19 protein-coding genes are annotated in these 25,884 nt (G+C 48.2%); 16 read left to right on the forward strand and 3 right to left on the reverse strand.

Annotation, left to right across the window (positions count from 1 at the left end; genetic code table 11):
- Window positions 1-116: 116 nt before the first annotated feature.
- Window positions 117-1,217 carry a T9SS type A sorting domain-containing protein gene (locus HMPREF1536_RS22780; protein ID WP_081693369.1) on the reverse strand — a complete coding sequence of 367 codons (1,101 nt, stop codon included), beginning with the start codon at window positions 1,215-1,217 and terminating at the stop codon, window positions 117-119.
- Window positions 1,218-1,389: 172 nt separating this feature from the next.
- On the opposite strand from HMPREF1536_RS22780, the gene HMPREF1536_RS22785 reads away from it, so the two are divergent.
- From HMPREF1536_RS22785 to HMPREF1536_RS22810, 6 genes are all read left to right on the forward strand, one after another.
- The gene (locus HMPREF1536_RS22785; protein ID WP_028728795.1) at window positions 1,390-3,387 is read left to right on the forward strand and encodes an OPT family oligopeptide transporter; all 1,998 of its coding nucleotides are present in this window, start codon (window positions 1,390-1,392) and stop codon (window positions 3,385-3,387) included.
- Window positions 3,388-3,395: 8 nt separating this feature from the next.
- Window positions 3,396-4,709, forward strand: a complete 1,314-nt coding sequence (locus HMPREF1536_RS22790; protein WP_028728796.1) for a SpoIID/LytB domain-containing protein — start codon at window positions 3,396-3,398, stop codon at window positions 4,707-4,709.
- 302 nt (window positions 4,710-5,011) lie between these two features.
- A complete protein-coding gene (locus HMPREF1536_RS22795) occupies window positions 5,012-6,472 on the forward strand; it encodes a sodium:solute symporter (RefSeq protein ID WP_028728797.1) in 1,461 nt (486 codons plus the stop codon).
- 5 nt (window positions 6,473-6,477) lie between these two features.
- Window positions 6,478-7,080: a ribosome biogenesis GTP-binding protein YihA/YsxC gene (gene yihA, locus HMPREF1536_RS22800; protein WP_028728798.1), complete on the forward strand. Its 603-nt coding sequence runs from the start codon at window positions 6,478-6,480 to the stop codon at window positions 7,078-7,080.
- Window positions 7,081-7,285: 205 nt separating this feature from the next.
- On the forward strand, window positions 7,286-7,588 hold the full coding sequence (locus tag HMPREF1536_RS22805; protein WP_225608045.1) for a hypothetical protein: 303 nt from the start codon (window positions 7,286-7,288) through the stop codon (window positions 7,586-7,588).
- Window positions 7,573-7,899, forward strand: coding sequence for a type II toxin-antitoxin system RelE/ParE family toxin (locus HMPREF1536_RS22810; protein ID WP_028728800.1), 327 nt, complete (start codon window positions 7,573-7,575; stop codon window positions 7,897-7,899). The genes HMPREF1536_RS22805 and HMPREF1536_RS22810 overlap by 16 nt, the downstream gene beginning before the upstream one ends.
- Window positions 7,900-7,953: 54 nt before the next feature.
- Here HMPREF1536_RS22810 and HMPREF1536_RS22815 read toward each other — a convergent pair whose 3' ends face one another.
- Together HMPREF1536_RS22815 and HMPREF1536_RS22820 are read right to left on the reverse strand one after the other, a co-directional pair.
- Complete coding sequence (locus tag HMPREF1536_RS22815) at window positions 7,954-10,254, reverse strand: TonB-dependent receptor (RefSeq protein ID WP_028728801.1); 2,301 nt, start codon at window positions 10,252-10,254, stop codon at window positions 7,954-7,956.
- Between the two features lie 232 nt (window positions 10,255-10,486).
- Entirely contained in the window at window positions 10,487-10,885 is a 399-nt protein-coding gene (locus HMPREF1536_RS22820; protein WP_081693370.1) for a hypothetical protein, read from the reverse strand.
- A 45-nt stretch (window positions 10,886-10,930) separates the two neighbouring features.
- Between HMPREF1536_RS22820 and HMPREF1536_RS22825 the strand changes: the two genes are divergently transcribed.
- The 10 genes from HMPREF1536_RS22825 to HMPREF1536_RS22870 all read left to right on the forward strand — a co-directional run bounded on the left by HMPREF1536_RS22825 (window position 10,931) and on the right by HMPREF1536_RS22870 (window position 25,869).
- Window positions 10,931-14,167 (forward strand): DUF4132 domain-containing protein, encoded by a 3,237-nt coding sequence (locus HMPREF1536_RS22825; RefSeq protein WP_028728803.1) that lies wholly within the window; start codon window positions 10,931-10,933, stop codon window positions 14,165-14,167.
- 5 nt (window positions 14,168-14,172) lie between these two features.
- Window positions 14,173-16,098: a DUF4132 domain-containing protein gene (locus tag HMPREF1536_RS22830; RefSeq protein WP_044192843.1), complete on the forward strand. Its 1,926-nt coding sequence runs from the start codon at window positions 14,173-14,175 to the stop codon at window positions 16,096-16,098.
- A gap of 44 nt (window positions 16,099-16,142) precedes the next feature.
- Window positions 16,143-17,255, forward strand: a complete 1,113-nt coding sequence (locus HMPREF1536_RS22835) for an ATP-binding protein (RefSeq protein WP_028728805.1) — start codon at window positions 16,143-16,145, stop codon at window positions 17,253-17,255.
- Window positions 17,216-19,609, forward strand: a complete 2,394-nt coding sequence (locus HMPREF1536_RS22840) for a DUF5682 family protein (protein ID WP_028728806.1) — start codon at window positions 17,216-17,218, stop codon at window positions 19,607-19,609. Before HMPREF1536_RS22835 ends, HMPREF1536_RS22840 begins: the two co-directional genes overlap by 40 nt.
- The gene (locus HMPREF1536_RS22845) at window positions 19,594-20,730 is read left to right on the forward strand and encodes a VWA domain-containing protein (protein ID WP_028728807.1); all 1,137 of its coding nucleotides are present in this window, start codon (window positions 19,594-19,596) and stop codon (window positions 20,728-20,730) included. Before HMPREF1536_RS22840 ends, HMPREF1536_RS22845 begins: the two co-directional genes overlap by 16 nt.
- Window positions 20,706-22,445: an SWIM zinc finger family protein gene (locus tag HMPREF1536_RS22850; protein WP_028728808.1), complete on the forward strand. Its 1,740-nt coding sequence runs from the start codon at window positions 20,706-20,708 to the stop codon at window positions 22,443-22,445. Before HMPREF1536_RS22845 ends, HMPREF1536_RS22850 begins: the two co-directional genes overlap by 25 nt.
- A 19-nt stretch (window positions 22,446-22,464) precedes the next feature.
- Entirely contained in the window at window positions 22,465-22,734 is a 270-nt protein-coding gene (locus tag HMPREF1536_RS22855; protein ID WP_028728809.1) for a hypothetical protein, read from the forward strand.
- Between the two features lie 96 nt (window positions 22,735-22,830).
- Window positions 22,831-23,079 (forward strand): hypothetical protein, encoded by a 249-nt coding sequence (locus HMPREF1536_RS22860; RefSeq protein WP_028728810.1) that lies wholly within the window; start codon window positions 22,831-22,833, stop codon window positions 23,077-23,079.
- Window positions 23,080-23,081: 2 nt separating this feature from the next.
- Window positions 23,082-23,414, forward strand: a complete 333-nt coding sequence (locus HMPREF1536_RS22865; protein WP_028728811.1) for a type II toxin-antitoxin system RelE/ParE family toxin — start codon at window positions 23,082-23,084, stop codon at window positions 23,412-23,414.
- Window positions 23,415-23,583: 169 nt separating this feature from the next.
- Window positions 23,584-25,869 carry an NADP-dependent malic enzyme gene (locus tag HMPREF1536_RS22870; RefSeq protein WP_028728812.1) on the forward strand — a complete coding sequence of 762 codons (2,286 nt, stop codon included), beginning with the start codon at window positions 23,584-23,586 and terminating at the stop codon, window positions 25,867-25,869.
- The last annotated feature ends 15 nt before the right edge of the window (window positions 25,870-25,884 follow it).

Raw genomic sequence — 25,884 nt, forward strand, 5'->3', positions numbered from 1 at the left:
ATTTGAAACTTTCTTCATAATGACATTTCTTACGATTTTGCATTTTTTTACACTTTATGGTTACACTGGGTGTAAACCCTATTCAGTATAAGACACTCTGTAGACAGAATTCTATATTATCGAATAATTACCCGACGGGACTGTTCTCCCTGAGAGGTATAAACATGAATAATATAAAAACCGGAAGCAAGAGTATTTAGGGGAATACTATGCTGACTGTTGCGAACTGTTTCCCGACGGACAATAGCACCGGATGCATTTATAATGCTTACCTTTCCTTCCTCAATATCTCCTAAATCAAATTCCAGGGTGCGAGAAGAAGAATTCACTGCAATCTTATAATCACGATCAACTCGTATAGTTTCATTATGTGTAATCGTATTGTCGGAATAGAAATTCTGGAACCGAATATAGAGAGTAAAGCCATCGTTTTCCTTATCCGTTTCACGTATCATATTCCGATGCTCATCATATTGATACGTATATTCAAAACCAAAGATCCACTCACCATCTTCCATAAATTCAGTATATTGACTGATTACATTACCCTGATCGTCATAGGTTAGTTGTGCCTTTTGTGAAGGGATCCAATCCTTCAGTTCTTCACTCCAGTCGTAATTAGTTCCGCCTAAAACAAGACCGCCATCACTATAAACTGCATCCATTTTATAAATTTCGAGACTTCCATCCGCATGGAAAGTAGTATCCATCACAACCAGAGGATTTCCTTTATCGTCAGACTCAGCAGTCTCCCAAACCCAGTCTTTCACCCATTCGCCATTTTCATTCCGGTAACTTCTCATTGCTGTTTGGGTAGCAGAAGCATTATAAGTATTGAAAGTTTTATAAACCGGCATCCACTCCCCGTCTTTATAGGAATAAGCTCTTTCTTCCGTTTCATAAGAAGTATTTTCAATGTTTTCAGGATAAATATATTCTGTTTTCGAAGAAAGACTCAGGTCACCGTCAGAACTATAAACAGACTTCGTTTCCATCTTTATTTGTCTGCCGGATTCATCATAAGTATAATAGGCGATATCCGTCAACTTATTATCACTCCCCTGATAAGTATACGTCGAATCCAAGGTTGTATTCGCCATCCTTAACGATGAAACGGTTTGTGTTGTCCGGTTAAACACTTTCAAAAAATGCCCCGACGTTTGCTGGGCAAAACTAATAACTGGTAATAAACAAATACAAAGTACTAATTTTTTCATTATCTTTTATTTTATGATTATATCGATAAGACACGAATAAATTCAAAACCCCTATCGCAACGAAAGAAATTTATCAGAAGTAAATTTCTTTTGTGCATTAAAAGAAATAACCTAGCTTTGTAATCTTGTAAGTACTAACAACGGATTAAATCTAACTAAATAAGTAATCACCGTGAAGAAGGAAGATGAAGAAAAGGTAAGCGGACTACCCGAAAATGCCTACAGAGAACTCAAGGAAGGAGAAGTGTATAACCCTATCATGTCGCCAGGCAAGCAATACAAGGAAGTGACCCCGTGGTCTGTTTTCTGGGGGCTGGTTATGGCCGTGATATTCAGTGCGGCAGCAGCCTATCTGGGATTGAAGGTCGGACAGGTATTTGAAGCCGCCATCCCTATCGCCATTATCGCCGTCGGGCTGTCGAGCGGTTTCAAACGAAAGAACGCGCTGGGGGAAAATGTGATTATCCAGTCTATCGGAGCTTGTAGCGGCGTGATCGTGGCCGGAGCTATCTTTACGCTTCCCGCCCTTTATATCCTGCAGGATAAATATCCGGAGATCACGATCAACTTCTTTGAAGTGTTTATGAGTTCGTTGCTGGGCGGTATCCTCGGCATACTGCTGTTGATCCCGTTCCGGAAATACTTTGTTTCGGACATGCACGGTAAATATCCGTTCCCGGAAGCAACGGCTACTACACAGGTACTGGTTTCCGGAGAGAAAGGCGGCAGCCAGGCAAAACCGCTTATCCTGGCCGGTCTGATCGGAGGTCTGTACGATTTTATTATTGCTACCTTCGGATGGTGGAGCGAAACGATAAGCACCCGTATCGTAGGGGTCGGTGAAATGCTGGCCGATAAGGCGAAAGTCGTGCTGAAAGTAAACACCGGAGCTGCCGTGCTGGGACTCGGTTATATCATCGGACTGAAATACTCGATGATCATCTGTGCCGGATCATTCCTTGTCTGGTTGGTCATCATCCCGTTGATGTCCGCCTTCTTCGGGCCAGATGTACTGACTTTGGGGAATGACGCGATCACAGCCACCGTAGGCAGCATGAGCGCAGAACAGATATTTACGACTTACGCCCGTCATATCGGTATCGGTGGTATTGCTACAGCCGGTGTGATCGGTATTATCAAATCATGGGGAATAATCCGTGGCGCGGTCGGTCTGGCAGCCAAAGAACTGAAAGGTAAAAATACGGAGGTTGATACCGAAGCGGTTCGTACGCAGAAAGATTTATCGATGAAGATCATTACGATCGGCATCTTCGCAACACTGATCGTGACGTACCTGTTCTTCCATTTCGGTGTGCTCGACAACTGGTATTATGCACTGATCGGCCTACTGATCGTTGGAATCATCGCGTTTCTGTTTACGACAGTTGCGGCGAATGCCATTGCTATCGTAGGGACAAATCCGGTGTCAGGTATGACATTGATGACGCTCATCCTGTCGTCTATCATCCTGGTTGCTGCCGGGCTGAAGGGAACAGCCGGTATGGTATCGGCACTGATTATCGGAGGTGTTGTCTGTACGGCATTGTCTATGGCAGGCGGTTTCATCACCGACCTGAAGATCGGTTACTGGCTGGGAAGCACACCGGCCAGGCAACAAACATGGAAATTCCTCGGAACGCTGGTATCCGCTGCTACTGTTGGCGGTGTGATCCTGATCCTGAACCAGACGTACGGTTTTACCACCGGACAACTGGCTGCACCGCAGGCAAACGCTATGGCAGCAGTTATCGAGCCACTGATGAGTGGCTCGGGAGCACCCTGGGTGCTGTACGGTATCGGAGCCGTGCTGGCTATCGTCCTGAACTTCTGTAAGATCCCGGCACTGGCTTTCGCACTGGGTATGTTCATCCCGATGGAACTGAACACACCGCTGCTGATCGGCGGAGCTATCAGCTGGTATGTCGGAAGCCGCAGTAAAGATCAGGCACTCAACACAGCCCGTCTGGAAAAAGGAACCCTGCTTGCTTCCGGTTTTATTGCCGGAGGAGCCCTGATGGGCGTTATCAGCGCTGCCCTACGTTTCGGTGGCGTGAACCTTGTCAATGAGAAATGGCTGGAAGGGAACTTTGCCGAGCCGCTGGCTGTTGTAATGTATATAGCCTTGATGGCTTACCTGGCAATAAGTTCAATGAAAGCGAAAAAAGAATAAGATAAATAATGGATGCACCGCTAGTTAATGTTGGGATTATGACGCAGAAGGCTGTCTCTTTCGTGTTCAACGGAGAGTATATCCACACGGAGAGCAGTACCTTCCTGACCGGTGAACAACGGGCGTTGTTCGTAAACGGAAATATTGTGTACAACGGCAAGCTGTACAAAGAACTTTTCTTTGAACCGGCTTCGCCTGCCTCCTCATTCGACCTGAAGGCCGTTACGATCGGAATTGATTTCCATTGGCAACGGCAGGAAGATCAGCGTTTTAAAGGCTCACTTAACCTGGTGGCGGGAAACGAAGGCATTGTTGTTATCAACAGTATCGATGTGGAAGAATACCTGATCAGCGTGATCTCGTCAGAGATGAGTGCCAGAGCCTCGAAAGAGCTACTGAAAGCACATGCCGTGATTTCACGCAGTTGGTTGCTGGCACAGATAGAGAAGACATACCGTTTAGGCGGTGCTCCGGAGAAATACCAGAGCTGCCACCGCGAACAAGATCTGCTGATCCGCTGGTACGACCGCGAAGATCATACGATGTTCGATGTCTGTGCCGACGATCATTGCCAGCGCTATCAGGGTATCACCCGTGCTTCGACACCGATTGTACGGGAAGCGATCGAGGAAACGCGCGGTGAAGTACTGACAGACGGCGAATCGATTTGCGATGCCCGCTTCTCCAAATGTTGCGGAGGCGTAACCGAGCAGTTCGAACATTGCTGGGAGCCTGTGCCCCACACTTATCTGACTGCTGTACGCGACAGCAAAGAGACTTCTTATCCCGACCTGACCGATCCGACGGAAGCTGAAATGTGGATACGCAACTCTCCCAAAGCCTTTTGCAACACGACCGACAACAGGATATTATTGCAGGTACTGAACAACTATGATCAGGAGACAATGCATTTCTATCGCTGGACAGTATCATATACGCAACAGGAGTTGGCCGAGCTGATCCACCGTAAAAGCGGTATCGACTTCGGCGAGATACTGGATCTTATCCCGCTCGAAAGGGGAACTTCCGGCCGTATCGAAAAGTTACAGATCGTAGGGACACGGCGGGTGTACACGATCGGCAAGGAACTGGAAATACGGCGTACATTGTCGGAGACACATCTTTACAGTTCGGCCTTCGTAGTAGACAGAGAAGATATCCGTGTCAATATCCCCCAACGTTTCGTTCTTACAGGTGCCGGTTGGGGACATGGCGTAGGACTTTGCCAGATCGGAGCCGCGGTAATGGGTGCAAAAGGATATCCTTACACAAGGATACTGGCACATTATTTCCGGGGGACACAGATAGAGAAAAGATATTGAATCACTTGATAACCATCAACTAAAAAGGCTGCTAATCTCACGATAGCAGCCTTTTTCTTGTGTTTACCTATCTTATCAGCTACAAGTCGTAGCTGGTTTGTCTTGACTCTCACGAGCTCTAACGGTTACAAAGGAACAAACAAAGCCGGAAGGTGACAAACAAAATAGATTAACGGGTGTATTTTCCCCACGAAAGGGGGAATTATGCCGATTAAATTATTTTTCAGTTTTTATCCTTATCTTTGTAACCGAACATTTGACAGGGAGTCCGCTCCCTTGCTCTACTTAATAAGTATCGGTGAATGAATAGCTATATAATCCTTTCCATCATTGCAATTTATTTTGGTATCCTGCTACTCATTGCATGGATCACGGGAAGAAAAAGCAGCAGCAATGACGCTTTCTTTCTGGGTAACCGTAAGTCACCGTGGTATATCGTCTCTATCGGAATGATCGGGACATCACTTTCAGGGGTGACCTTCGTATCCGTTCCGGGAATGGTGCGCAGTATCGATATGACCTATATGCAAACGGTCTTAGGTTTCTTCTTCGGATACATACTGATCGCCAAAGTCCTTCTACCGCTCTATTATAAGCTGGAACTGACCTCTATCTATTCCTACCTGGGCGACCGTATCGGGCGGCGAAGTTATAAAACAGGAGCCTCTTTCTTCCTTCTATCCAAGATCGTGGGAGCGGCCGCACGACTTTATCTGGTGGTACTGATCCTCCAACATTATGTATTCAGTACCTGGAATATACCTTTCTGGGTAACTGTCGTTATCAGCATTTTCCTTGTCTGGCTGTATACGTATCGCAGCGGCATCAAAACGATTATCTGGACGGATACGCTTCAGGCGCTTTGCCTGGTTGCCATGCTGGTCGTTATCATCTGGAAGGTTAAAGACAGTATGGAACTGGATATGGGCGGCATGATACAGACCCTTGCAGACAGCCCGCACTTCCGTATCTTTGAGTTCGACGACTGGCATAGTACACAGCATTTCGTCAAACAGTTTTTCAGCGGTATCTTCATCACTATCGTAATGACCGGACTCGATCAGGATATGATGCAGAAGAACCTGTCCTGCAAAAGCCTGAAGGATGCGCAAAAGAATATGTACACCTACGGTTTTGCCTTTACGCCGGTCAACTTCCTGTTTCTTTCGCTGGGCGTTCTGTTACTATCGCTGGCGGCACAAAAGAATATTGCATTGCCTGCGCTGAATGACGATATCCTGCCGATGTTCTGTACTTCTGGTATACTGGGACATTCAATCCTGATCTTCTTTACGATCGGTATCATTGCGGCAGCCTTCAGCAGCGCAGACTCGGCATTGACGGCGCTTACCACTTCCTTCTGTGTTGATATTCTGGGAGTGGAGAAAGAAGAAGCCCGGAAGGCCAAACGTACCCGCCTGATGACTCATTTCCTTATTTCGATCCTGTTTGCGATAATAATCCTTATCTTTAAGGCCGTAAACAGCCGCAGCGTGATCGATGCGATCTACATGATTGCGTCTTATACGTACGGCCCTTTGCTCGGATTATTTGTCTTTGGATTGTTCACAAAGAAACATCCACGCGACAAATATGTTCCTTATATATGCATACTCTCACCATTGATCTGTTTTGCTACGGATTATCTGGTGAAACAATATACAGGCTATGCTTTCGGTTACGAAATGCTGATGGTAAACGGTGCCATCACCTTCTTCGGACTATGGGCTGCCTCGATAAAATATAAATCAATAAAAGATTAACTAAGATGGAAATTAAAAGTGCAGAATTTGTTATCAGTAACACTGACGTAAAGAAGTGCCCCGCAGGAAACTTTCCGGAGTATGCCTTTATCGGGCGAAGTAATGTCGGCAAATCCTCCCTTATCAATATGCTGACCGGAAAGAAAGGGTTGGCCATGACTTCACAAAAGCCGGGCAAAACGTTACTTATCAATCATTTCATGATCAACAACAACTGGTTCCTGGTCGACCTTCCCGGTTACGGTTTCGCCCAACGTGGAAAAGAAGGACGGGAAAACATTCAACGGATCATCGAAGATTATATTCTGGAACGCGAACAGTTGACCAACCTTTTCGTGCTGCTTGACTGTCGCCACGAAGCACAAAAGATCGACCTTGAATTTATGGAATGGTTGGGAGAGAATGGCGTACCCTTCTCAATCATCTTTACCAAGATAGACAAGATAAGCAAAGGACGTCTGAAAGAAAACCTGAAAGCCTATCAGGACAAGTTACTGGAGAGCTGGGAAGAACTGCCTCCTATCCTAATCTCCTCCTCCGAGAAAAAGGAAGGACGCGAAGAGATTCTCAGTTATATTGAAGATATAAATAAAAGTTTAAAAGGATAGAACGATCCGGGAGCGACATGGTATCAGGTTGCACGGAATCGCCACAATTATGCCGGAGCGGACATTCTGCCGCTCCGTAAGGTTGCGCTTCACCAAGTATAGTTGCCGTGCGACCTAAGCCTCCTGAATAAAAGTGCTATTTTATAGCTTCTTTCCGAAAAAATAAATACATTTGTACTTCATCAAAACCGAAAGGAGTAAAAATATGAAAGCAATGGAATTACAGGGTGAACGTTTGGAACTGTTCAACGAAATCGTCAACCTTGACACAGAGAGTCTCGAGAAGGTAAAAAAGTACATTAAACGTATCGCATCCAACAGATACAAAATATCACGTGCCAGTAAAGTGGATGACATCGACATCGTCACTGACGAAGAGATTGAAAATGCTATGCGCCCATTTACTGACGAGGAGAAAATAGAAAGATTAATGGTGGCAGAGACCGATCCGGTTTATTATACACAGGAAGAAATGCGAAAAGCCGCTGCTTCATGGAGAAACCTTTAATCATTAAATGGAAACGTACAGCAAGAAAGAAAGCTCGTGTAACTTATGCCTGGTATAAAAAAGAAATGGGTGTCAGAGCAGCCGACAAATTCATAAATGATATTTTAGAGGCTACCGACTTGCTGGCATTAAATCCCAATATGGGACAGCCTATTGAACTGAAAACCGAAACATGTAAAAGAAATTATCGTTCCTTCGTGGAACATAAGAACCATAAAATCATTTACTATGTAGAAAAAGAGACTATCCATATTGCTGACATTTGGTCCAACAGTCAGGATCCGAAAGAGTTTAGCAAACGATTAAAATAACAAGAAAGGCCGACAGAAACTTCCATCGGCCTTTTCTTTTATCTGCCAACCAACTTAGTAACTGATCTTACAGCCTATGAAATAACTGCGCGGAATACCCGGGCCGTAAATATAACCGGCATCACGCTCCGGCCCCTTATCAAAGTCCTTCTGATACGAGTTGAAGATGTTCTGCACACCGGCATTCACCTGCAAAGTAACAGACTTGTAAAGAGGGAAATCGTATGCCACCTTCACGTTCAGGTCAAAGAAGTCTTTTGTCTTTTCTTCCTTGTCTTCGGGAATATAACCGGCCAGATGCTGAACCAGCATGCTTCCGGTATAAGTACCCGTCAAAGAGGCGGTAAAGCGTTTCACCGGAGTGAAGGAAGAGGTGAAGTAACCGTATACATCCGGCGAACGGAACATCTTCTTCTGAGGAGCTATATTTTCATTCTCACTCCATGTTTCCGGTTCTTTATAACGACTGCGCTGGATCGTTGCACCCGCCTGTAGCTGCATCCACGAATAAACCGCCTTTGCTTCTAGGTTGATACCCATCACGCGGGCACCTTTTCCGTTACGGCGTTCCATCAACAGGTTGTTATCATCATCGCGCCCTATCTCTTCCAGGATGAACACATTACGCAGATCGGTATAGAAACCTTCGATCAGAAAGTTTGTCTGCACCGGGCCGAAGCGACGGTAAAAGTCAGCCGAAGCACTGATACTCTGTGAATTTTCCTCCTTCAGGTCAGGAGAAATGCTGATGATCGCCACATCGCCACCCACAGCCGTGATATGCAAATCCTCATCAAATGCCTGAGGAGCACGGAAACCACTGGAATAAGACATACGCAGATTGATATCGCTGGTCGGGTTAAAACGTACATTGGCACGCGGACTGAATATCGCATGATCGATCAGGTTATGCTTATCCATACGCGCACCGACCAGGAAACTCCATTTCTCATTCTTCCATTCGTTCTGCAGAAAGACGCTACCGATATGCACCGTCTGCTCGATCGTACGGTGATAACCCAACATCTTATCCTGCAAATCATCATAATTGTATTCGGCTCCCCCGGTGAATTCGGCAGGCATAAACAGACACTTCTCCCATTCATACGAATACTGTGCACCGCCAACGAAAGTCATATCCGTCGTACTGCCATAGGCATTCGGGTTCTTTCCGGCACCGTAATAACTGTTTCTTTTGGTATGTTGCGCTGAAGTATAGACATTCAGACGGTGTTTGTAATCTTTCGAAAACAGGTCGAACTTCAATCCGCCACCGTTGATATTATGTTCGGTCTGCTCGGCAATATTCGCTTCGTGGGGCGGCAAGTCCAGCAGGTCGCCACCACGACGGTACTCATTGATATTGTGATACTCGAAAGTCAGCTTGGAGTAAGTACTCGTTTTCAGATAAGAACGGAAACCGAGCGTGCGGGCATTCAGCTTGCCGAGCTCCGTGTACCCGTCGCCATCATGGTCGTAAGCACCGCGATAACGGTTCTGGCCGAACATATAAATACCGGCCTTATGGTCGTCCGTCACCAGTGAAGCATTGACAGTCGTATTGTTATCCGCCCGTTCGCCGCCAACCATTGTCAATGAATGGGCGATCTGTGCCGAGTTACGCAACGGTTCTTTAGTGATAATATTGATCGTCCCGGCAATTGCGGAAGAACCGAACAAGGCCGATCCTCCCCCACGCATAATTTCTACACGCTCGATCATATTGGCCGGAATCTGTTCCAGTCCGTACACACCTGTCAGGGCACTGAAGATAGGACGGCTGTCTACCAGTATCTGCGTATAAGGGCCTTCCAGACCATTGATACGCACCTGCTGAAAACCGCAATTCTGGCAATTGTTCTCCACACGTACACCGGGCTGGAAGTTCAGACCGTCGGCCAGAGAAGTAGCATGCGTCGTTTCAAACGTCTTCGAGTCGAGCACATTCACCAGTGAAGGAGCCAACCGGCGGGTTGTCTCGTTACGGTTGGCCGACACCACGACACCGTCCAGTGTCACCAGATCTTCTTCCGCATCGAAGTTCACTTCCAGGGTTTTCCCTTTCTTCAGCGTAACCGGCTTTTCTATCGTCTTAAATCCCAGCGTCTTCATCACCAGGGTAAACTTCCCTTCCGGCAGGTTCTTCAGATAATAATGGCCGGTAGCATCGGTAGACGTACCGATCGTTGTCCCTTTCAGGAATACGTTGATAAAAGAAAGATGCTCACCGGTTTTCTTATCCAGTATATGTCCTACGATATTGGCATCCGAAGGGTTCAAATTGGGGGCATCATCCGCCCATGCTGACGTAACGGCACAGCACAGGCAAAGTATAAGTGTAATAATCTTATTCATTGCGATTTGTTCTGATAAATATATAGTATACTAATCCAAAGCCAGGCACTTTCTAATTGAAAGCACCGGACGTTTTATATTTTTGACCCAGGTCAAAAAGGTTTACCACCTAGGTCGAAAACGTTTACCACCTGGGTCAAAAACGTTTGTTACCCAGGTCGAAAAATTAAAAGTACGGGACGTTTGCATTAGCAGCAAGCACCCTTACGATTAGAAATAACGGATATTTTTATCAGAAGACAGGCGGGGCACGAAGAGAAAGCTTCCCTCTGACGGGAACCAGATAATCCGGATAGACCGGGATCTCTACTATTTCTGCGATTTGTTTTGCCTGGAAATCAAGTTGGTAAGCATGAACCGCACCATCTTCCACACTGATAGAGGTCAGTATATGGAACAGTTGAATTTCGGATAAAGAAGCATGATGGTGGCAAGCGCCGCCCGACTTAGCTCCGAAAGGGTGGGAATGGACAATCGTCGTGCCGTGTTCGATGTGCACATGGATAAATAGAGTAATACTGCTATAATACGCGATGAAGATCACCGGTAGCAGCCACTTTAAATATTTAACCATCTTTTCTCTCACACCCATATTCCTTTGAGAACGCGCAAAGTTACAAATAATTTTCATACTTTTGCTTTTACGTTAAATCAAAGCAAACTTTAGAAAGACACCATGACAAAAGAACAAATGCTCGAACAGTGGACTAGGATCTATGAGCAAGGATACTATAAATGCGCCTTCACCCCAAAAGTATATGAATATCTGGATGAGAAGATCGACCAAGCTCCCGAGGTGGTCATGTCGGGCCCGAAGATATATGCCGATTATGACGGTTGGCTTCTACATGAATTAAACGGGGAAAATGCGGAACTGGCACGCCGCATGCTGGTTATTATCTCGAAGATACGTCGCGACGGCCCTATCCATAAATGGGGAATGAAAGATGAATTGGAGATCTGCCTGCGCATCGGTTACGGCCACGATTTCAGGAACCTGATCAAAGAGTCGGTAAGCCGTCACAAAGCACAAGGCCCCGAGCTGTACGAGATAGCACAGATATTACTGAAATATTGTCCGGCCGACTCGGAAGCTTTTGCCGACCTGCTTCTCTCCGACAAACTAAAAGAACTGGAAGAACAGCGGAACAACACGCACGAGTTCTATCTGGCTTTATACCTGGCTATCCTGTTGCTGGAACAGGATGCGGAGAAATATGCCCGCTATCTGCCGGTACTGACCGTTTTAACGAACAGGTATTCCGGCCCGAGCTTCGTATATATCCTGTATTTCAGCTATAAGTTCTCCCCCGAACTGAAAGAACGTCTGCTTCAATTGCTTAAAGATCCGATATCGGCCCGGGCACTGTTCTTCCATCTCAATCCGCATAAGATGCTGGCATTCCTGCAATCGATCGGGGCGCCACTGGCTGTTTATTATCAACTGATCCTGACCGAAGATAACGATCTAGACGCACCTTCCATGTTTCACGCACTGTACAAAGAGAACAAAGAGCTGTTCATGGAAGTCTACCGGATGCTGGCTGCAACGAAAACGATCCAGCAAGCGGCAAACAGCCTTTATCTGCTGGCAATCCTTTTGGAGAATGGCGAGGGAACGGAAGAGCTGGCAGCAAGCAAAGAACTACAGGCTCGTTGCATGCTGAATCTCCTGGGAAATCCACTAGGTAATACCGATAACCTAATCTCGGCAGCAATGAATGAATCCACCCCGCAAGCAACCTGGGAGAACCGCCTGAAGAATTGTGAAGACTTCGTTTGGGGATATGGAAGAAACAAACCGGTCTTACTGACCGGGGCTTTGGCGCTGTTGTACGAATGGTCGGAACTGTCCAAACGGTTTATCGATATCTTACTTATTCAGGTTCGCACAAGCAATACCATCAATAATCCGAGATATATAACCTATTTCTTCTTTGAGACACGTAAAAAATGGTTAGGTTATTCTCCCCAAAAGAGTATCCGGTTGCTATTGGATACTGCCAGCCAGTTCACCTATAGCTTGGTATTTAAAACCTATGCCTATAATCCCAACCGGATGCAAGGTATTCTGGAGAAAGAAGATATCACCAACAACCAGCCGCTCGCCCTGGCACTCCTTAGCAGCGGCGAACTCTCGATCGAAGAGACACAGAACTGGCTCGACATGATCTACGGCACCTGCAAAATGAGCGACGTCAGCCCGTTGCTCGGACTACTCTCCAATAAGTCGAAGATACTCCGCAAGACAGCCGAAGAACTGATCAGCCTCAACGAAGAAACCATCCGCCCGTTACTGGAAGCGGAACGGCCTAAGATGAAAGGCGACGCATTGTCGGCCGCCAAACGGATCATCAAACGCTGGGACAACGAACGGAAGTTCGGTGCCGACTTTACCTTCACCAAAGAAACGGTGGTAGAGTTCTGTAACGATAATTACGATAAAGACAATGAGAAGTACATTGCCTGGATACCGGAAGATATGCTTCCCGACGTCCGCTTCGCCGATATGACGGAGAAAGCGCCTGTCGTAGTCATCCGTTATATCCTTTCCGAGTACCTCTGCCTGGAAGAGCCTTACAAGGTAAAGGCCTGCGATAAGATTATAGAGCAGTTGCATGCTCCCGACTTCCAGCAAATGATGGAAAACATTTATCTCTTCTGGAAAGAGAACGGAGCAGAAGCCAAGAAGAAAATGATTATGGTACCGTATTGCATTTACGGTTCCGACACACAGATACTCCGGCTGAAAACGCAGTTGAAAGACTGGGCGGAAGCTTCTCGCGGAGCCATTGCCGCTTTCGTTGTCAACGCGATCGCGATGAACGGGGGAAGTGTAGCACTGGTGATGATAGACGGTATCTCCGTCAAATTTCCCAACAACCAGGTAAAGAACGCAGCGAAGGCCGCCTTTACCTTCGCCGCCAAAGCCCTGGAAATACCGGAAGACGAGTTATCGGATAAGATCGTCCCCACCCTGGGTTTCAACCAGGCAGGAGAGAAAGTGCTCGACTATGGCCCGCGTAACTTCACGGTTACCCTGATGCCAGACTTCTCGCTTTCCATCTTCGACAACGAGAAACAGAAAACGATCAAGTCGATGCCCTCCCCCGGAGCCAACGACGACGAGGTGAAAGCGACAGCCGCCAAGAAAGAGTTCTCCGAACTAAAGAAACAGATCAAAGCGACCGTGCAGTCGCAAACCAACCGGCTGGAAAAGGTTTTGATGAACGGACGCCGCTGGACAGTAGCATCTTGGAACAAGCTCTTTGTAGAAAACCCGATCATGCACCGTTTTGCAACCGGACTGATATGGGGCGTGTACGATGGCGACAAGCTGACCGGCACGTTCCGTTATATGGAAGACGGCACGTTCAACACCGTAGATGAGGAAGAATATACCTTGCCCGAACAGGCCAGTATCACCCTCGTCCACCCTATCGAACTGCCGGAAGATGTCCTTTCGGGATGGAAAGAACAACTCGACGATTACGAAATTGTACAACCGATCCCGCAACTAACCGCCCCTATAATTGTTTTAGAAGAAAAAGATACAAACGGCAACAAGATCACCCGTTACAACGGCTCGATCGTCAAATCGGGAAAGATCAGCGGTATGGCGAAGAAACATAACATGGTTCGCGGGGAAGTATGGGATGCCGGCAGCTACACTTGTTTCCACCTGGTGGACAAGTACCTGAACATGGCCGCCCAGCTCAACTTCGAATATATGTATATGGGACAGGAGTACAACGATGACGTAACGCTGGGTGATGTCGTTCTGTATCGTATGGGAGAAGATCAAACGACCGACGACGAACCGAAAAGTAACGTGATCCTCTCCCCTGAAAGTGTTCCCGCCCGCTTCCTTTGCAGCGTGCTGGGTATTTTTGAAGTATTGAAAGAAGAATAATATATATGATGAAGCAACAACCGGAATTAACAGCATTGTTCGACACCTATTGCGAAGCACATACCGCATCCGACTGGCAACTACTTAAATCGATAGAGGCAGTACCGATCGACGAACTGATCAGCGAAAACAAACAGGCGGCGTATGATTACCTGTACAGCGACATACCGCTTAAAAAGAAACTGTTCTGGCTGAATAAGCTGTTTTTCGATTGCGGCTTCGATGACTACAAGCAATTGCTGGGACTGCTGAAGGAAGAATCCAAGTGGATACGCAGGGTGATCGAAAAGATCATACTCGACAAGGAAAAGAAAACCCGTAAGATATTGGAGAAACTGCTTCCGGAACTGGACGAAGATACGCAGAACTGGGCACGGCAGATGTTCAGTTACTGGGACGACACACGTCCCTCGGCCAAAAGGATCAAAATTAAGGACAAGAAAGCAGCCCTCGACTATTCGAGCAAGCATATCGAACTGTACCGTACCCAGCAGATAGCCTGGGTGCCACCCAGGCCTTACACAATGATCCACTGGGCCAACGAGACGAACGCCGACGAATACGTACCACGTCATGTGATCCGGTTCATTCTCAGTGAATACATGACGGCCATTCAACCGATACGTCTCTATGCCTGCGACGCGATTGCCGCTCATTTGGAAGAGAAAGAGTGGCAGGCCGCCCTGGAAACGCTTCTCCAGTTCTGGCTGTCCGATGGTGCGGAAGCAAATAAAAGGGCGATCCTGATGCCCTATTGCATGTACGCATCGGAACATCAGATCCACCAGCTTCATACTACATTGAAATCATGGGTGAATGCCAACCGTAAACTCCTTGCAGGATATACGTTGAGCGTTCTTGGAATAAAGGCCACTCCGGCCGCCCTTCAACTGATCAACTACTGGATGGTGTTGGGGACTAATACGATGTACAGACGCGAAGCCTGGAAAGCATTCAAACAAATTGCCACGGAAAGAGGACTATCCACCGAAGAGTTAGCCGACCAGTCCATTCCGTCTTTCGGCTTTAACCGGCAGTCGGAAAAGGTAGTAGACTATGATACCCGTACTTTCCACGTAACGCTGTTGCCGGACTTCAGCCTGTCAGTTGTAGAAAGTGAAACGAAGAAAATAAGCAAATCGCTTCCCGCCCCCTCTAAGTCCAAAGGTGATAACCGGGAGAAAGCGGAAGCGGCCCGCGAGGAAATGGCCGACATGAAGAAAATAGTGAAACGGCAAACCCGTGTCCAGAGGAAACGGATGGAGATGGCTTTGAGGAACGGACGCACCTGGACGAAAGAGGCTTGGATAGCTACCTTTATCGATAATCCGTTCATGCGCTACCTGTCGCCCGGTCTTATCTGGGGAGTATATAAGGACGGGCAGTTGCAGGAGTCGTTCCGTTACCTGGAAGACGGTTCCTTCACAACGGCAAACGATGAGGTATTTACGCTTCCCGAAGAAGCCGTTATCTCGCTGGTACATCCTATGGAACTGACCGACGAAGTATTGGCTAAATGGAAACAGCAACTGGACGATTACGAGATCGTTCCTTTCATACCTCAACTGAGTACGCCCATACGCCGCATAGACAGTATTCAAATGCAGGAAGATGCCATCACCCATTATTCCGGCCGGAATGTTTCTATCAGTAATATATATGATACGACAAACCCCGATATTAATTATTGGACAGACAGCCAGACCATTTATATCATCGACAGGTCTATGAACGTTCTGGTACAGCTTTCTTATACACTGGAAGAAAGCAACTGCTTCCTGCAGGAGTTGTATTTCTCTCCGCTGGAAGAAGGGGAAGACTCCAGTACCGTACAATTGCCCAAGACGGAACGGTTGCCGATATCTTCTGTCCCGGAACGGTTCATCAGCTATATCCTGGATTTACTGGTCACGGCCTTTAACCTGGAATAACATCCGTCTAAACAGAAAACAAATACAAGCCTATACATTAATATATGGATAACAAAATACAGAAACCGTTGATGGAGATGCGGTATGCCGACGAGCTTGCCGCACTCCGCAAACAAGATACGGGAGCCAAGCCAGCCAACTGGCAGCTCTCTCCCCGTGCCGTCCGTGCCTTTATCCTCGGTCAAAACGAACCGATAGAGCTGGACGGACGGATGATCAAAATCACTCCGAAGTTCTTTGGCGACGATGCCCTGGTAGAACGTTCCATCATCACCCTGGCCGGCAACCGGGGATTAATGCTGGTAGGCGAACCGGGTACGGCAAAGACCATGTTGAGCGAACTCCTGTCAGCTGCGATCTGCGGCATCAGTACCAATACGGTACAAGGTACGGCAGGCACCAGCGAAGACAATATCAAATATTCCTGGAACTACGCCCTTCTGCTGGCTAAGGGCCCGGTGAAGGAGGCACTCGTCCCCTCTCCCGTTTATATCGGGATGAAGCGGGGCATCATCACACGTTTTGAGGAGATCACCCGTTGCCCGCTCGAGATACAGGACAGCCTGATCAGTATCATGAGCGACCGGGTACTGAATATTCCCGAACTGGGGGAAGAAGGTTTACTTTTCGCCTCCTCCGGCTTTAATGTGATAGCGACCGCCAACACCCGCGACAAAGGGATCAACGAAATGAGCAGCGCCCTGAAACGTCGTTTTAACTTTGAAACGGTCGAACCGATACGCAGTGTGGCTCTCGAAAGCCGTATCATCACCGACCAGTGCCAGGGTATGTTTGCCGCCAACGGACTGGAGATGCCTGTACAGGAAGAGGTAGTCGATATACTGGCTTCCACCTTCAACGAATTACGCAACGGGACTTCTTTCGAGAAAGCCAAGATACAGAAAGTGTCGGGTGTGATGAGCACCGCCGAAGCGGTATCCGTCTATTACCAGTCGGCGCTGGATGCTTATTATTACGGAGACGGTACGGTGAGCATGCGTTCACTGGTACAAAACCTGCTGGGTGCCGTGATGAAAGAAAACAAAGACGACTTACCCAAACTGAAAGATTACTTCAACGGCGTAGTCCGGCTGAAAGCCGAAAGACAAGGAGGAAGATGGAAGGAATATTACGACAACCGGACCTGGCTGAAATAGACCGCCTCTTCCGGTCCAGCTTCAATACCGACGGACAGGTGGTGTACTTTCCGGTACGTCACCACTCCCCTGCCTGTGCGCTGCATCTGCAACGTACGATCGGGGAATACTGTCCCGACCTGATCCTGATCGAAGGGCCGTCTGACTCGGCGCAGTTACTTCCTTACATTGCCAACGAACAGTCGGTTCCGCCTTTCTGTATCTATTACAGCTACGACGATAAAGAGGGGAAAGTGAGCGAGGAGAAAGAAAAGTACCGTGCCTATTACCCTTTCCTGTCGTATTCGCCGGAGCTGGTGGCTATCCGGGAAGGGGCACGCCGCAACACACCGGTTCGTTTTATCGACCTGCCGTATGCGCTGCGCCTGACCAACAAGGTCGAGGAAGAACCGCAGACACAGTTTTACTACAATGAGAACAAGGAATACGAGGTAAACACCTATACGGCCATGATCGCCCGTAAAGCCGGATGCCGCAGCTTCGCGGAGTTCTGGGAAAGCCGCTTCGAACTGAATGCCGGAACAATAGAGACAGACGCTTTCGTCCACAACCTGTTCCACCTCGGTTACTTCATGCGGCTGGCAACTCCCGACAATGAAACCTCCCTGAAAGAAGACCGCCAGCGGGAAACCTATATGGCGGACGAGATACGGAAAGCGCTTCCCGGGCATAAAAAGATATTGGTAGTAGCCGGAGCTTTCCACATTGCCGGATTAATGGAAGCAATGCAATCGGATAAGAAATTATCGCTTAAAACAATCAACCCCGAACATATCGCTTCCTACCTGATGCCTTATACATTTAAGGAAGCCGACAGTAAAAGCGGGTATGCCGCCGGTATGCCTTTCCCGGCTTTCTACCAGGAAGTATGGGAAAAGACGGAGAAACAAAAGAAAGACCCGTTCGGCTCGACCGTTCTCGAATATATCATAAAGACAGCCCGTTATGCCCGCAAAACGCAGATAATCTCATTGCCCGACGAGATCAATACCCTGAACATGGCCCGTTCGCTGGCGGTGTTGCGGGGAAAGCAGAGCGCCGGCGTATACGAACTGCTGGATGGCGTGCGAAGCTGCTTCGTGAAAGGCGACCTGAATGCCACCTCGACATTCGAGATCGATTTCCTTTACCGTCTCCTCTCCGGTATGGGTGCCGGAAAGATTGCGGATAACGACTGCATCCCGCCGGTGGTACGGGAGTTCCGTGCCTTATGTTCGCTTCACCGGCTGAAAACATCGACTATCGAACGGCAGGAAGTGACGCTCGACATTATCAAGAACCCGGCTCATTACCGGAAAAGCCGTTTCCTTCACCAGATGGAGTTTCTGGAAACAGGTTTCGCCACCCTTCAGTCTGGTCCCGATTATGTGAACCAGAAGAACAAAAACCTGGTACGGGAGCAATGGATATGCCGTTACAGCACAGGCGTTGAAACACGCCTTATCGACCTGTCTGTCTACGGGGCGACCTTGTCGCAGGTGTGTAATTCGCTGATCGAAAAGAACTTCAAAGACAGCATGACGGCCGAAGAACTGGGCAAGCTGCTGCTATCCGTACAAGTGATGGGGATAGAAGGTTTTTATCTCCAGTACGAAGACCATACCCGGCTGGTGGTGGAAAGCGAAGGTAATTTCACCAGCCTTTGCAAACTGATCAACAGCCTGCTGTATCTCGCCAACATGCAACAACTGATGGATGGAGAGATCCACCCGGTTATCCCCGAACTGGCACGGCTCGCTTTTAAAGGGGCTGTCGTATTGATCCCGCTCCTGAAAAGCACGACGGAGGAGGAAGAACAGGAGATTTGCGAACAGATGCGCAATCTTTACAGTTTTGCGATGGATGAGAAACAGTGGTTCGACACCGAGGCTTTCCTGTCTGCCGTAGAGAAGGTGTTGAACGACAGTTTCAGCAACAGCCGCCTGTTCGGGCTATGCCTTGCCATTCAGTATAAGGAAGGGCGGACGGAACAGACAGCGTTCTGCCAACAGATAGCCGCTTACCTGGAAAGCAGCATCACCCATCCGGAACAGGCTGCTTCTTTTATCTGCGGACTGTTCCTGATTGCCCGCGACGTATTGTTCGCCGATCCGCGTATCCTGGAAGTGATAGACCGGGTCATAGCCAATGCCGACCAAGAAACTTTCCTGACCATCCTGCCGAACCTGCGATATGCCTTTACCGGATTTCTTCCGGCGGAGATCAGCCGCCTGGGACAACAGGTGGCGGAATATCACCAGGTATCGGAAGCCCGGTTGACGGGGAGTATCACTGTCTCGCAACAGGAAATTACTGAAGCCATGCGTCTCGATACGCTGGCGGCCGAAGCACTTAAAACATGGAGGATCGTATAATGGACAACCCCGAAATAGAAAACCGCTGGCGGCTCATCCTGGGCGACTTCGCCGAAAACAGCCTTCCCCTCGATCCGGAAAGCGGAGAGTTGGACAACACGCTTTATTTCCTCTACAACCGGGAATACACCGATGAGCAGGGAATACGCAACGATTTCCCGAACCGGGCCGGACGTGGCGGTTCCATGCTGACCGTCCCGGGATGGCTGAAGAAAGTAAAGAAACTGTTCCCTAAAAAGACAGTCGAGATCATGCAGAAGCAGGCACTGGATAAATACAACCTGACCCAGCTCCTGACCGACGAGTCTGTCCTGAGCCAACTGGAACCGAATATCGGCTTACTGAAGAATATCCTGACCTTCCGCAATATGATGCCGGAGCATGTCCGGAAGCTGGCCTACTCGATCGTCGAGGAAGTAATCAAAGAGATACAGAAGAAACTGGAGATAAACGTACGGAAAGCCTTCTACGGAAAGAAACTGCCGCACACCAATTCCTCTTACAAGATATTCAGGAACTTCGACTTTAAGCAAACCATAGAAAAGAACCTGAAGAATTACAGCCCGGAACATGGTACGATCATCCTCGACCGCTTGTATTTCAATCAGAACGTACGCCGCTACAATCCCTGGCACATCGTGATCATGGTAGACGAAAGCGGTAGTATGCTCGACTCGGTGATCTATACGGCGGTTATGGCATCCATCTTTGCCAAAATGCCGTTCCTCTCGGTCAAGCTGGCGATATTCGATACATCGGTAGTCGACCTGAGCGAGCATCTCGACGACCCGGTCGGCATCCTGATGAAAGTACAGCTGGGAGGAGGAACCGATATTCACAAGGCGTTGGAATATGGCAAGAGACTGATAACCGCCCCCCAGAAAACAATTGTTGTGCTGGTCAGCGACCTGTACGACGGGAACAATTACAGTTATATGTTCCGCTCCTGCCGCGACATTATTGAAGCGGGAAGCCGACTGTTCGTATTGCCTGCCCTCGACTACTCCGGCACTCCCTGTTATGATGTCCGTGCTGCCCGCAGCATTGCCGGCATGGGTGCCGATGTAGCCGCCATAACCCCTGAAGAATTAGCCGAATGGATAGGAAAGATTATATCATAAACGGAAACGGATGCCACGCATCCGCCGGACAGTTCATCCCCTTTGCCAACGAAGCCTTTCTGGTGACGCTGGCAAACAAAGGATTATATAAACGTGCCCTGAAAGATCTGGAAACGACCGGACAGGTCGAGTTAACCGTTACTGACGGCCGGTTGCAGATCCGGTTGGACGAAATAACCGTCAGCCTCGATCCGAATGTCGCCCAAAGCACATGCAGCTGTCCTTCCAAAACGGTATGTAAGCATATCCTGATGGGCATACTCGTTGCTGCCGGTTGCGCATCGTCCGAAAGCGAGACCGCACCTGCCGGCAGTGAGGATGTCTCACCCGATACGACACCGGAACCACCGTCGTCCGAAGCCTGGAAAGAGTTGAAGAACGTCGACCTGGCACAACTCCGCAAACAAGCCGGCAAGAAGTTGTTTGAAGACACCTTGCGTCTTATCCAGGACGGCTGGACGGCCGATTTCACAGAAGGCGATATACTCGAAGCGACGATCAACACCGAAAGCATCACCGTCTACTTCCCCAAAGAGGACAGCCTGAACCGTGCCGTCTGCAAATGCGGCGAAAGCGGCCTGTGCAAACATAAACTGATCGCTATCCTGTCGTACCTGAGCTTGCAGGGAACATTATCTTCCGACACTGACGGTAGCCAACCGGAGCTGTCTTTACTGACGGAAGATACGCTGAACGTATTGAAGGGAGCTTCCCGTTTCATCCTCGGGATATTGGAGAAAGGCCTGATCAGCTGCGGGGAGAATGAAGCGGAAACAGCTATCCAGTATTCCATCCGGCTGGAGACATGCGGGATCGGTAACCTGGCACGATTGTTCCGCTCGCTGTCGTCGGACATAGAGAACATGTTGGTCAAACACGTCGGTTTCCAGCCTTTGACCACCTTTGCCACCTTATCGCGGTTGCACAACACGATCACGCAGATCTTACGGAACACGCAAAACAATGAAATGCTCAGCCGGCTGATCGAAGGAACCCGGTCGGATTACTATACGACTCCGGTCGGCCATTTCACCGGCCTGGGGGCCTACCCATGGCAAACCCGTTCGGGCTATTTCGGTATTACGGCTTATTTCTTTTATCACGAAAAACAGAGCATCTGTACGCTGACATCCAGTATGGCCGACTATTACGAACATACGCAGTCTTTAGTCACGCCCGAAAACCTGAACAGGCAACTGGAAATGCAGAGTTTCTGGAATAACAATGCTTCACTGGCGCGTTTATCCTCCTCTACGTTGGTTCTGCGCAACTTCAAACTCAACAGGCAGCAGCGTCTCTCCTCTTCTACCCAGACACAGTGCGAGATAGAAAATAAAGTAACGATCAGCGGACTGGACGCATTACTCGCGATCCCCGAATTGTCGGATCCGACCCTGCGGCCGGAAGAACGGTACGATTATTTCCGTAAGAAACAACCGGAGCAATTGGCTTTGGTTCCGTTCACCCATCTGTCGGAAGTCTATTTCGATCCGTCCGAACAGAAACTTTACTTTACCGCGATAAATGAACAGGTTGAAGCCAAAGGTTCCCTGGCATACAGCGAACTCAACCGGAACGCCATCCGCAAACTCGAACAGCTGGGCGGACGGTATGCCGAAGTAAAGCAACGGTATATGGTCTGCCTGAAACGGCCGGACACCTTGATCCCCGTCAGCCTGATTACCGCTTCCGGAGTCGATAATTTCTATTTCTAATCCATCAAAGCTGCATACGATGATACTAAAAGACCTACTTTCCGAACTGGAACTCCTGCTTTCCGACATCGCCTTTTCCGGATTGCGCAACATCCAACCGGTCACCCTCCAAAAACTGGATGACCTCAAACACTGGATGGCCGAACTGAATATGACCGAAGCGATCCACCTCACCGATCGCTTTATCGACTCGGTCTACAGCTGGCAAGCCGGACAAACCGGAATCGATACGGTAGCAAACCATCTTTGTGCATTGGAGTTTTATGAGAAGAATATGGTGAATAGTTGAATTTGCTGCTTAGCTCTTTCGCTACTCCGCATCCCCCACGTTCCAATATTTTTATTACCTTTGCTTTCGGAATTCTAAAGAAGAAAGGAGAACAGCATGACAACAATGGAACTCGAAGCCTACAAAGCCGAACTGGCACGCGAAATACTGACCACCGATAATTGGCACGTACTGGACGAAGTGAAGCGAGTATTAGGCAAAATACGAAAACAATCGCAGGCGGAAGAAGCCAAAAGTAAGTTGAAAAGCGAATTAAGAGAGGCTCTTCAGGAAGTGAAAGATGCAGAAAAAAATAAAGTTAGTATGAGCACAATGGAGGATCTTTACGCCGAATTGGAGGATTAAGCATGAATATAACCATTGTACCTAGTAAGGTTTTTATCAGAAAGGCAAAACTGCTAGCTAAAAAACATCGTACACTGATTTCAGATTTAAAGAAACTGGAAGAAGAACTAAAAGAGAATCCGGATATAGGTATCGATTTAGGTAATGGATTGCGTAAAGTACGTATGAGCATAACAGCTAAAGGTAAAGGCAAAAGCGGTGGAGCACGAGTTATCACCTATACTGCAATAGCAAGTGTGGAAGATAAACGGATTACGTTACTTACCATTTATGACAAATCAGAACAATCAACTATCTCTGATCAAGAATTAAGACGATTGATAGCAGAACTGTAAAAGTTTGATATTTACAAAGCGGAGTATTAGCAAAAAGTTTGCAGTCCAACAGCAGGAAACCCAATTTAACACCAACTATTTGTAAGCAGTCGGCATCATATATCTAATAATTTGTTACTTTTGTAGGCGATTTTAAAACACATACAAAAATCTACTAACATATAAGTCTATGGCAAAGATAACAAAAGAGGAAGCACTTCGGTATCACTCCGAAGGCAAGCCCGGAAAAATTGAAGTAATACCAACTAAACCTTATAGTACTCAAACAGATTTATCGCTGGCTTACTCTCCCGGAGTTGCTGAGCCTTGCCTTGAAATAGAAAAGAATCCGCTTGATGCCTATAAATATACATCGAAAGGCAATCTGGTCGCCGTTATCTCCAATGGTACGGCAGTGCTGGGTCTGGGTAATATCGGAGCGTTGGCCGGTAAACCGGTTATGGAAGGAAAAGGCCTGTTGTTTAAGATATTCGCAGGAATCGATGTGTTCGACATTGAAGTAGACCAGAAGAACCCGGAGAAATTTATCGAAACGGTAAAAGCGATCGCGCCTACCTTCGGCGGTATCAACCTGGAAGATATCAAAGCACCGGAATGTTTCGAGATCGAACAACGCCTGAAGGCTGAACTCGATATCCCGGTCATGCATGACGACCAGCACGGTACAGCTATCATCTCCGCAGCAGGTCTGATCAATGCGCTTGAAATAGCCGGCAAGAAAATCGAAGAGGTAAAAATCGTTGTGAACGGCGCCGGTGCCGCTTCCATCTCCTGTACCAAGTTATATGTGATGTTGGGAGCCCGCAAGGAAAACATTATCATGTGCGACAGTAAGGGAGTGATCTCCACCAGCCGTACCGACCTGAACGAGTCGAAGAAAGAATTCGCTACAACAAGAGATATAAAGACACTGGAAGAAGCTGTTGTCGGAACAGATGTATTCCTGGGATTATCCGTTGCCGACGTGCTGACACAGGAAATGGTTCGCACCATGAACGAGAACCCGATCGTTTTCGCCCTGGCAAACCCGAACCCGGAAATCTCTTTTGCTAACGCAATGGCTTCCCGCGAGGACATCATCTTTGCGACCGGACGCTCGGATTATCCGAACCAGATCAATAACGTATTAGGTTTCCCCTATATCTTCCGCGGTGCATTGGATACACATGCCAAGGCTATCAATGAAGAAATGAAGCTGGCTGCCGTACATGCCATCGCCGAACTGGCCAAAGAGCCGGTGCCCGACGTGGTCAATGCCGCATACAAGTTGAAACGTACTACTTTCGGACGCGATTATATCCTGCCGAAAGCCCTCGACCCACGTTTGCTGACACGTGTATCTGTGGCAGTGGCCAAAGCTGCGATCGAGTCGGGTGTTTCCCGCAAGACGATCACCGACTGGGACGGTTATGCCAACCATCTGCGTGAAATGATGGGCTACGACAATAAGCTGCTCCGCTCCTTCACCGACATGGCAAAGGCCAATCCGAAACGGGTGGTATTTGCCGAAGCCAACCATGTGAACATGCTGAAAGCTGCCGTTGAAGCGAAAGCCGAAGGTATCTGCTACCCGATCCTGCTGGGTAACGAAGAACGTCTGGAGAAACTCGCCGCAGAAGAAAACCTGAGCCTCGAAGGTATCGAGATCGTCAACCTGCGTCACGACCGCGAAGAAGAACGTCGCGACCGTTATGCCCGCATCCTTTCCGAAAAGAGGGCACGCGAAGGGGTCACTTTCTCTGAAGCACGCGAAAAGATGGTAGGCCGCAACGCCTTCGGTATGATGATGGTGGCAACAGGCGATGCAGATGCGTTTGTAACAGGTGTTTACAGCCGTTACTCGGAAGTAACGAAGCTGGCGGAAGAAATTATCGGTATCCGTCCGACATACAAGCATTTCGGTGCCATGAACATTATGAGTTGCAAGAAAGGTACTTTCTTCATTTCCGATACGCTGATCAACCGTCATCCGTCTACGGAAGTGCTGATCGACATCGCCCGTCTTACACACGATGCCGTGAAGTTCTTCGCACATGATCCGGTGATGGCGATGTTGTCTTACTCAAACTTCGGTTCCGATAAGCAAGGCAGTCCGCTGAAAGTACACGATGCGATCGATTATCTGCACAAGAACCATCCGGAGATCGTGATCGACGGAGAAATGCAGGTAAACTTCGCACTCGACAAGAAGCTGCGTGATGACATGTATCCGTTCAACAAACTGAAAGGAAAAGATGTCAACGTACTGGTATTCCCCAACTTAAGCTCGGCTAACAGTGCCTACAAATTACTGGATAATCTGGGTATCACCGAAACGATCGGCCCGATCCAGATGGGATTGAACAAACCGATCCACTTCACCGACGTGGAAAGCTCTACCCGCGACATTGTCAACCTGACAACCGTTGCCGTTGTAGATGCCATCGTACAGGAACAGATCGACAAGGGAGAATAATTTCCCCTTAAGCAA

This window comes from Parabacteroides gordonii MS-1 = DSM 23371 (assembly GCF_000969825.1).
Lineage (GTDB): Bacteria > Bacteroidota > Bacteroidia > Bacteroidales > Tannerellaceae > Parabacteroides > Parabacteroides gordonii.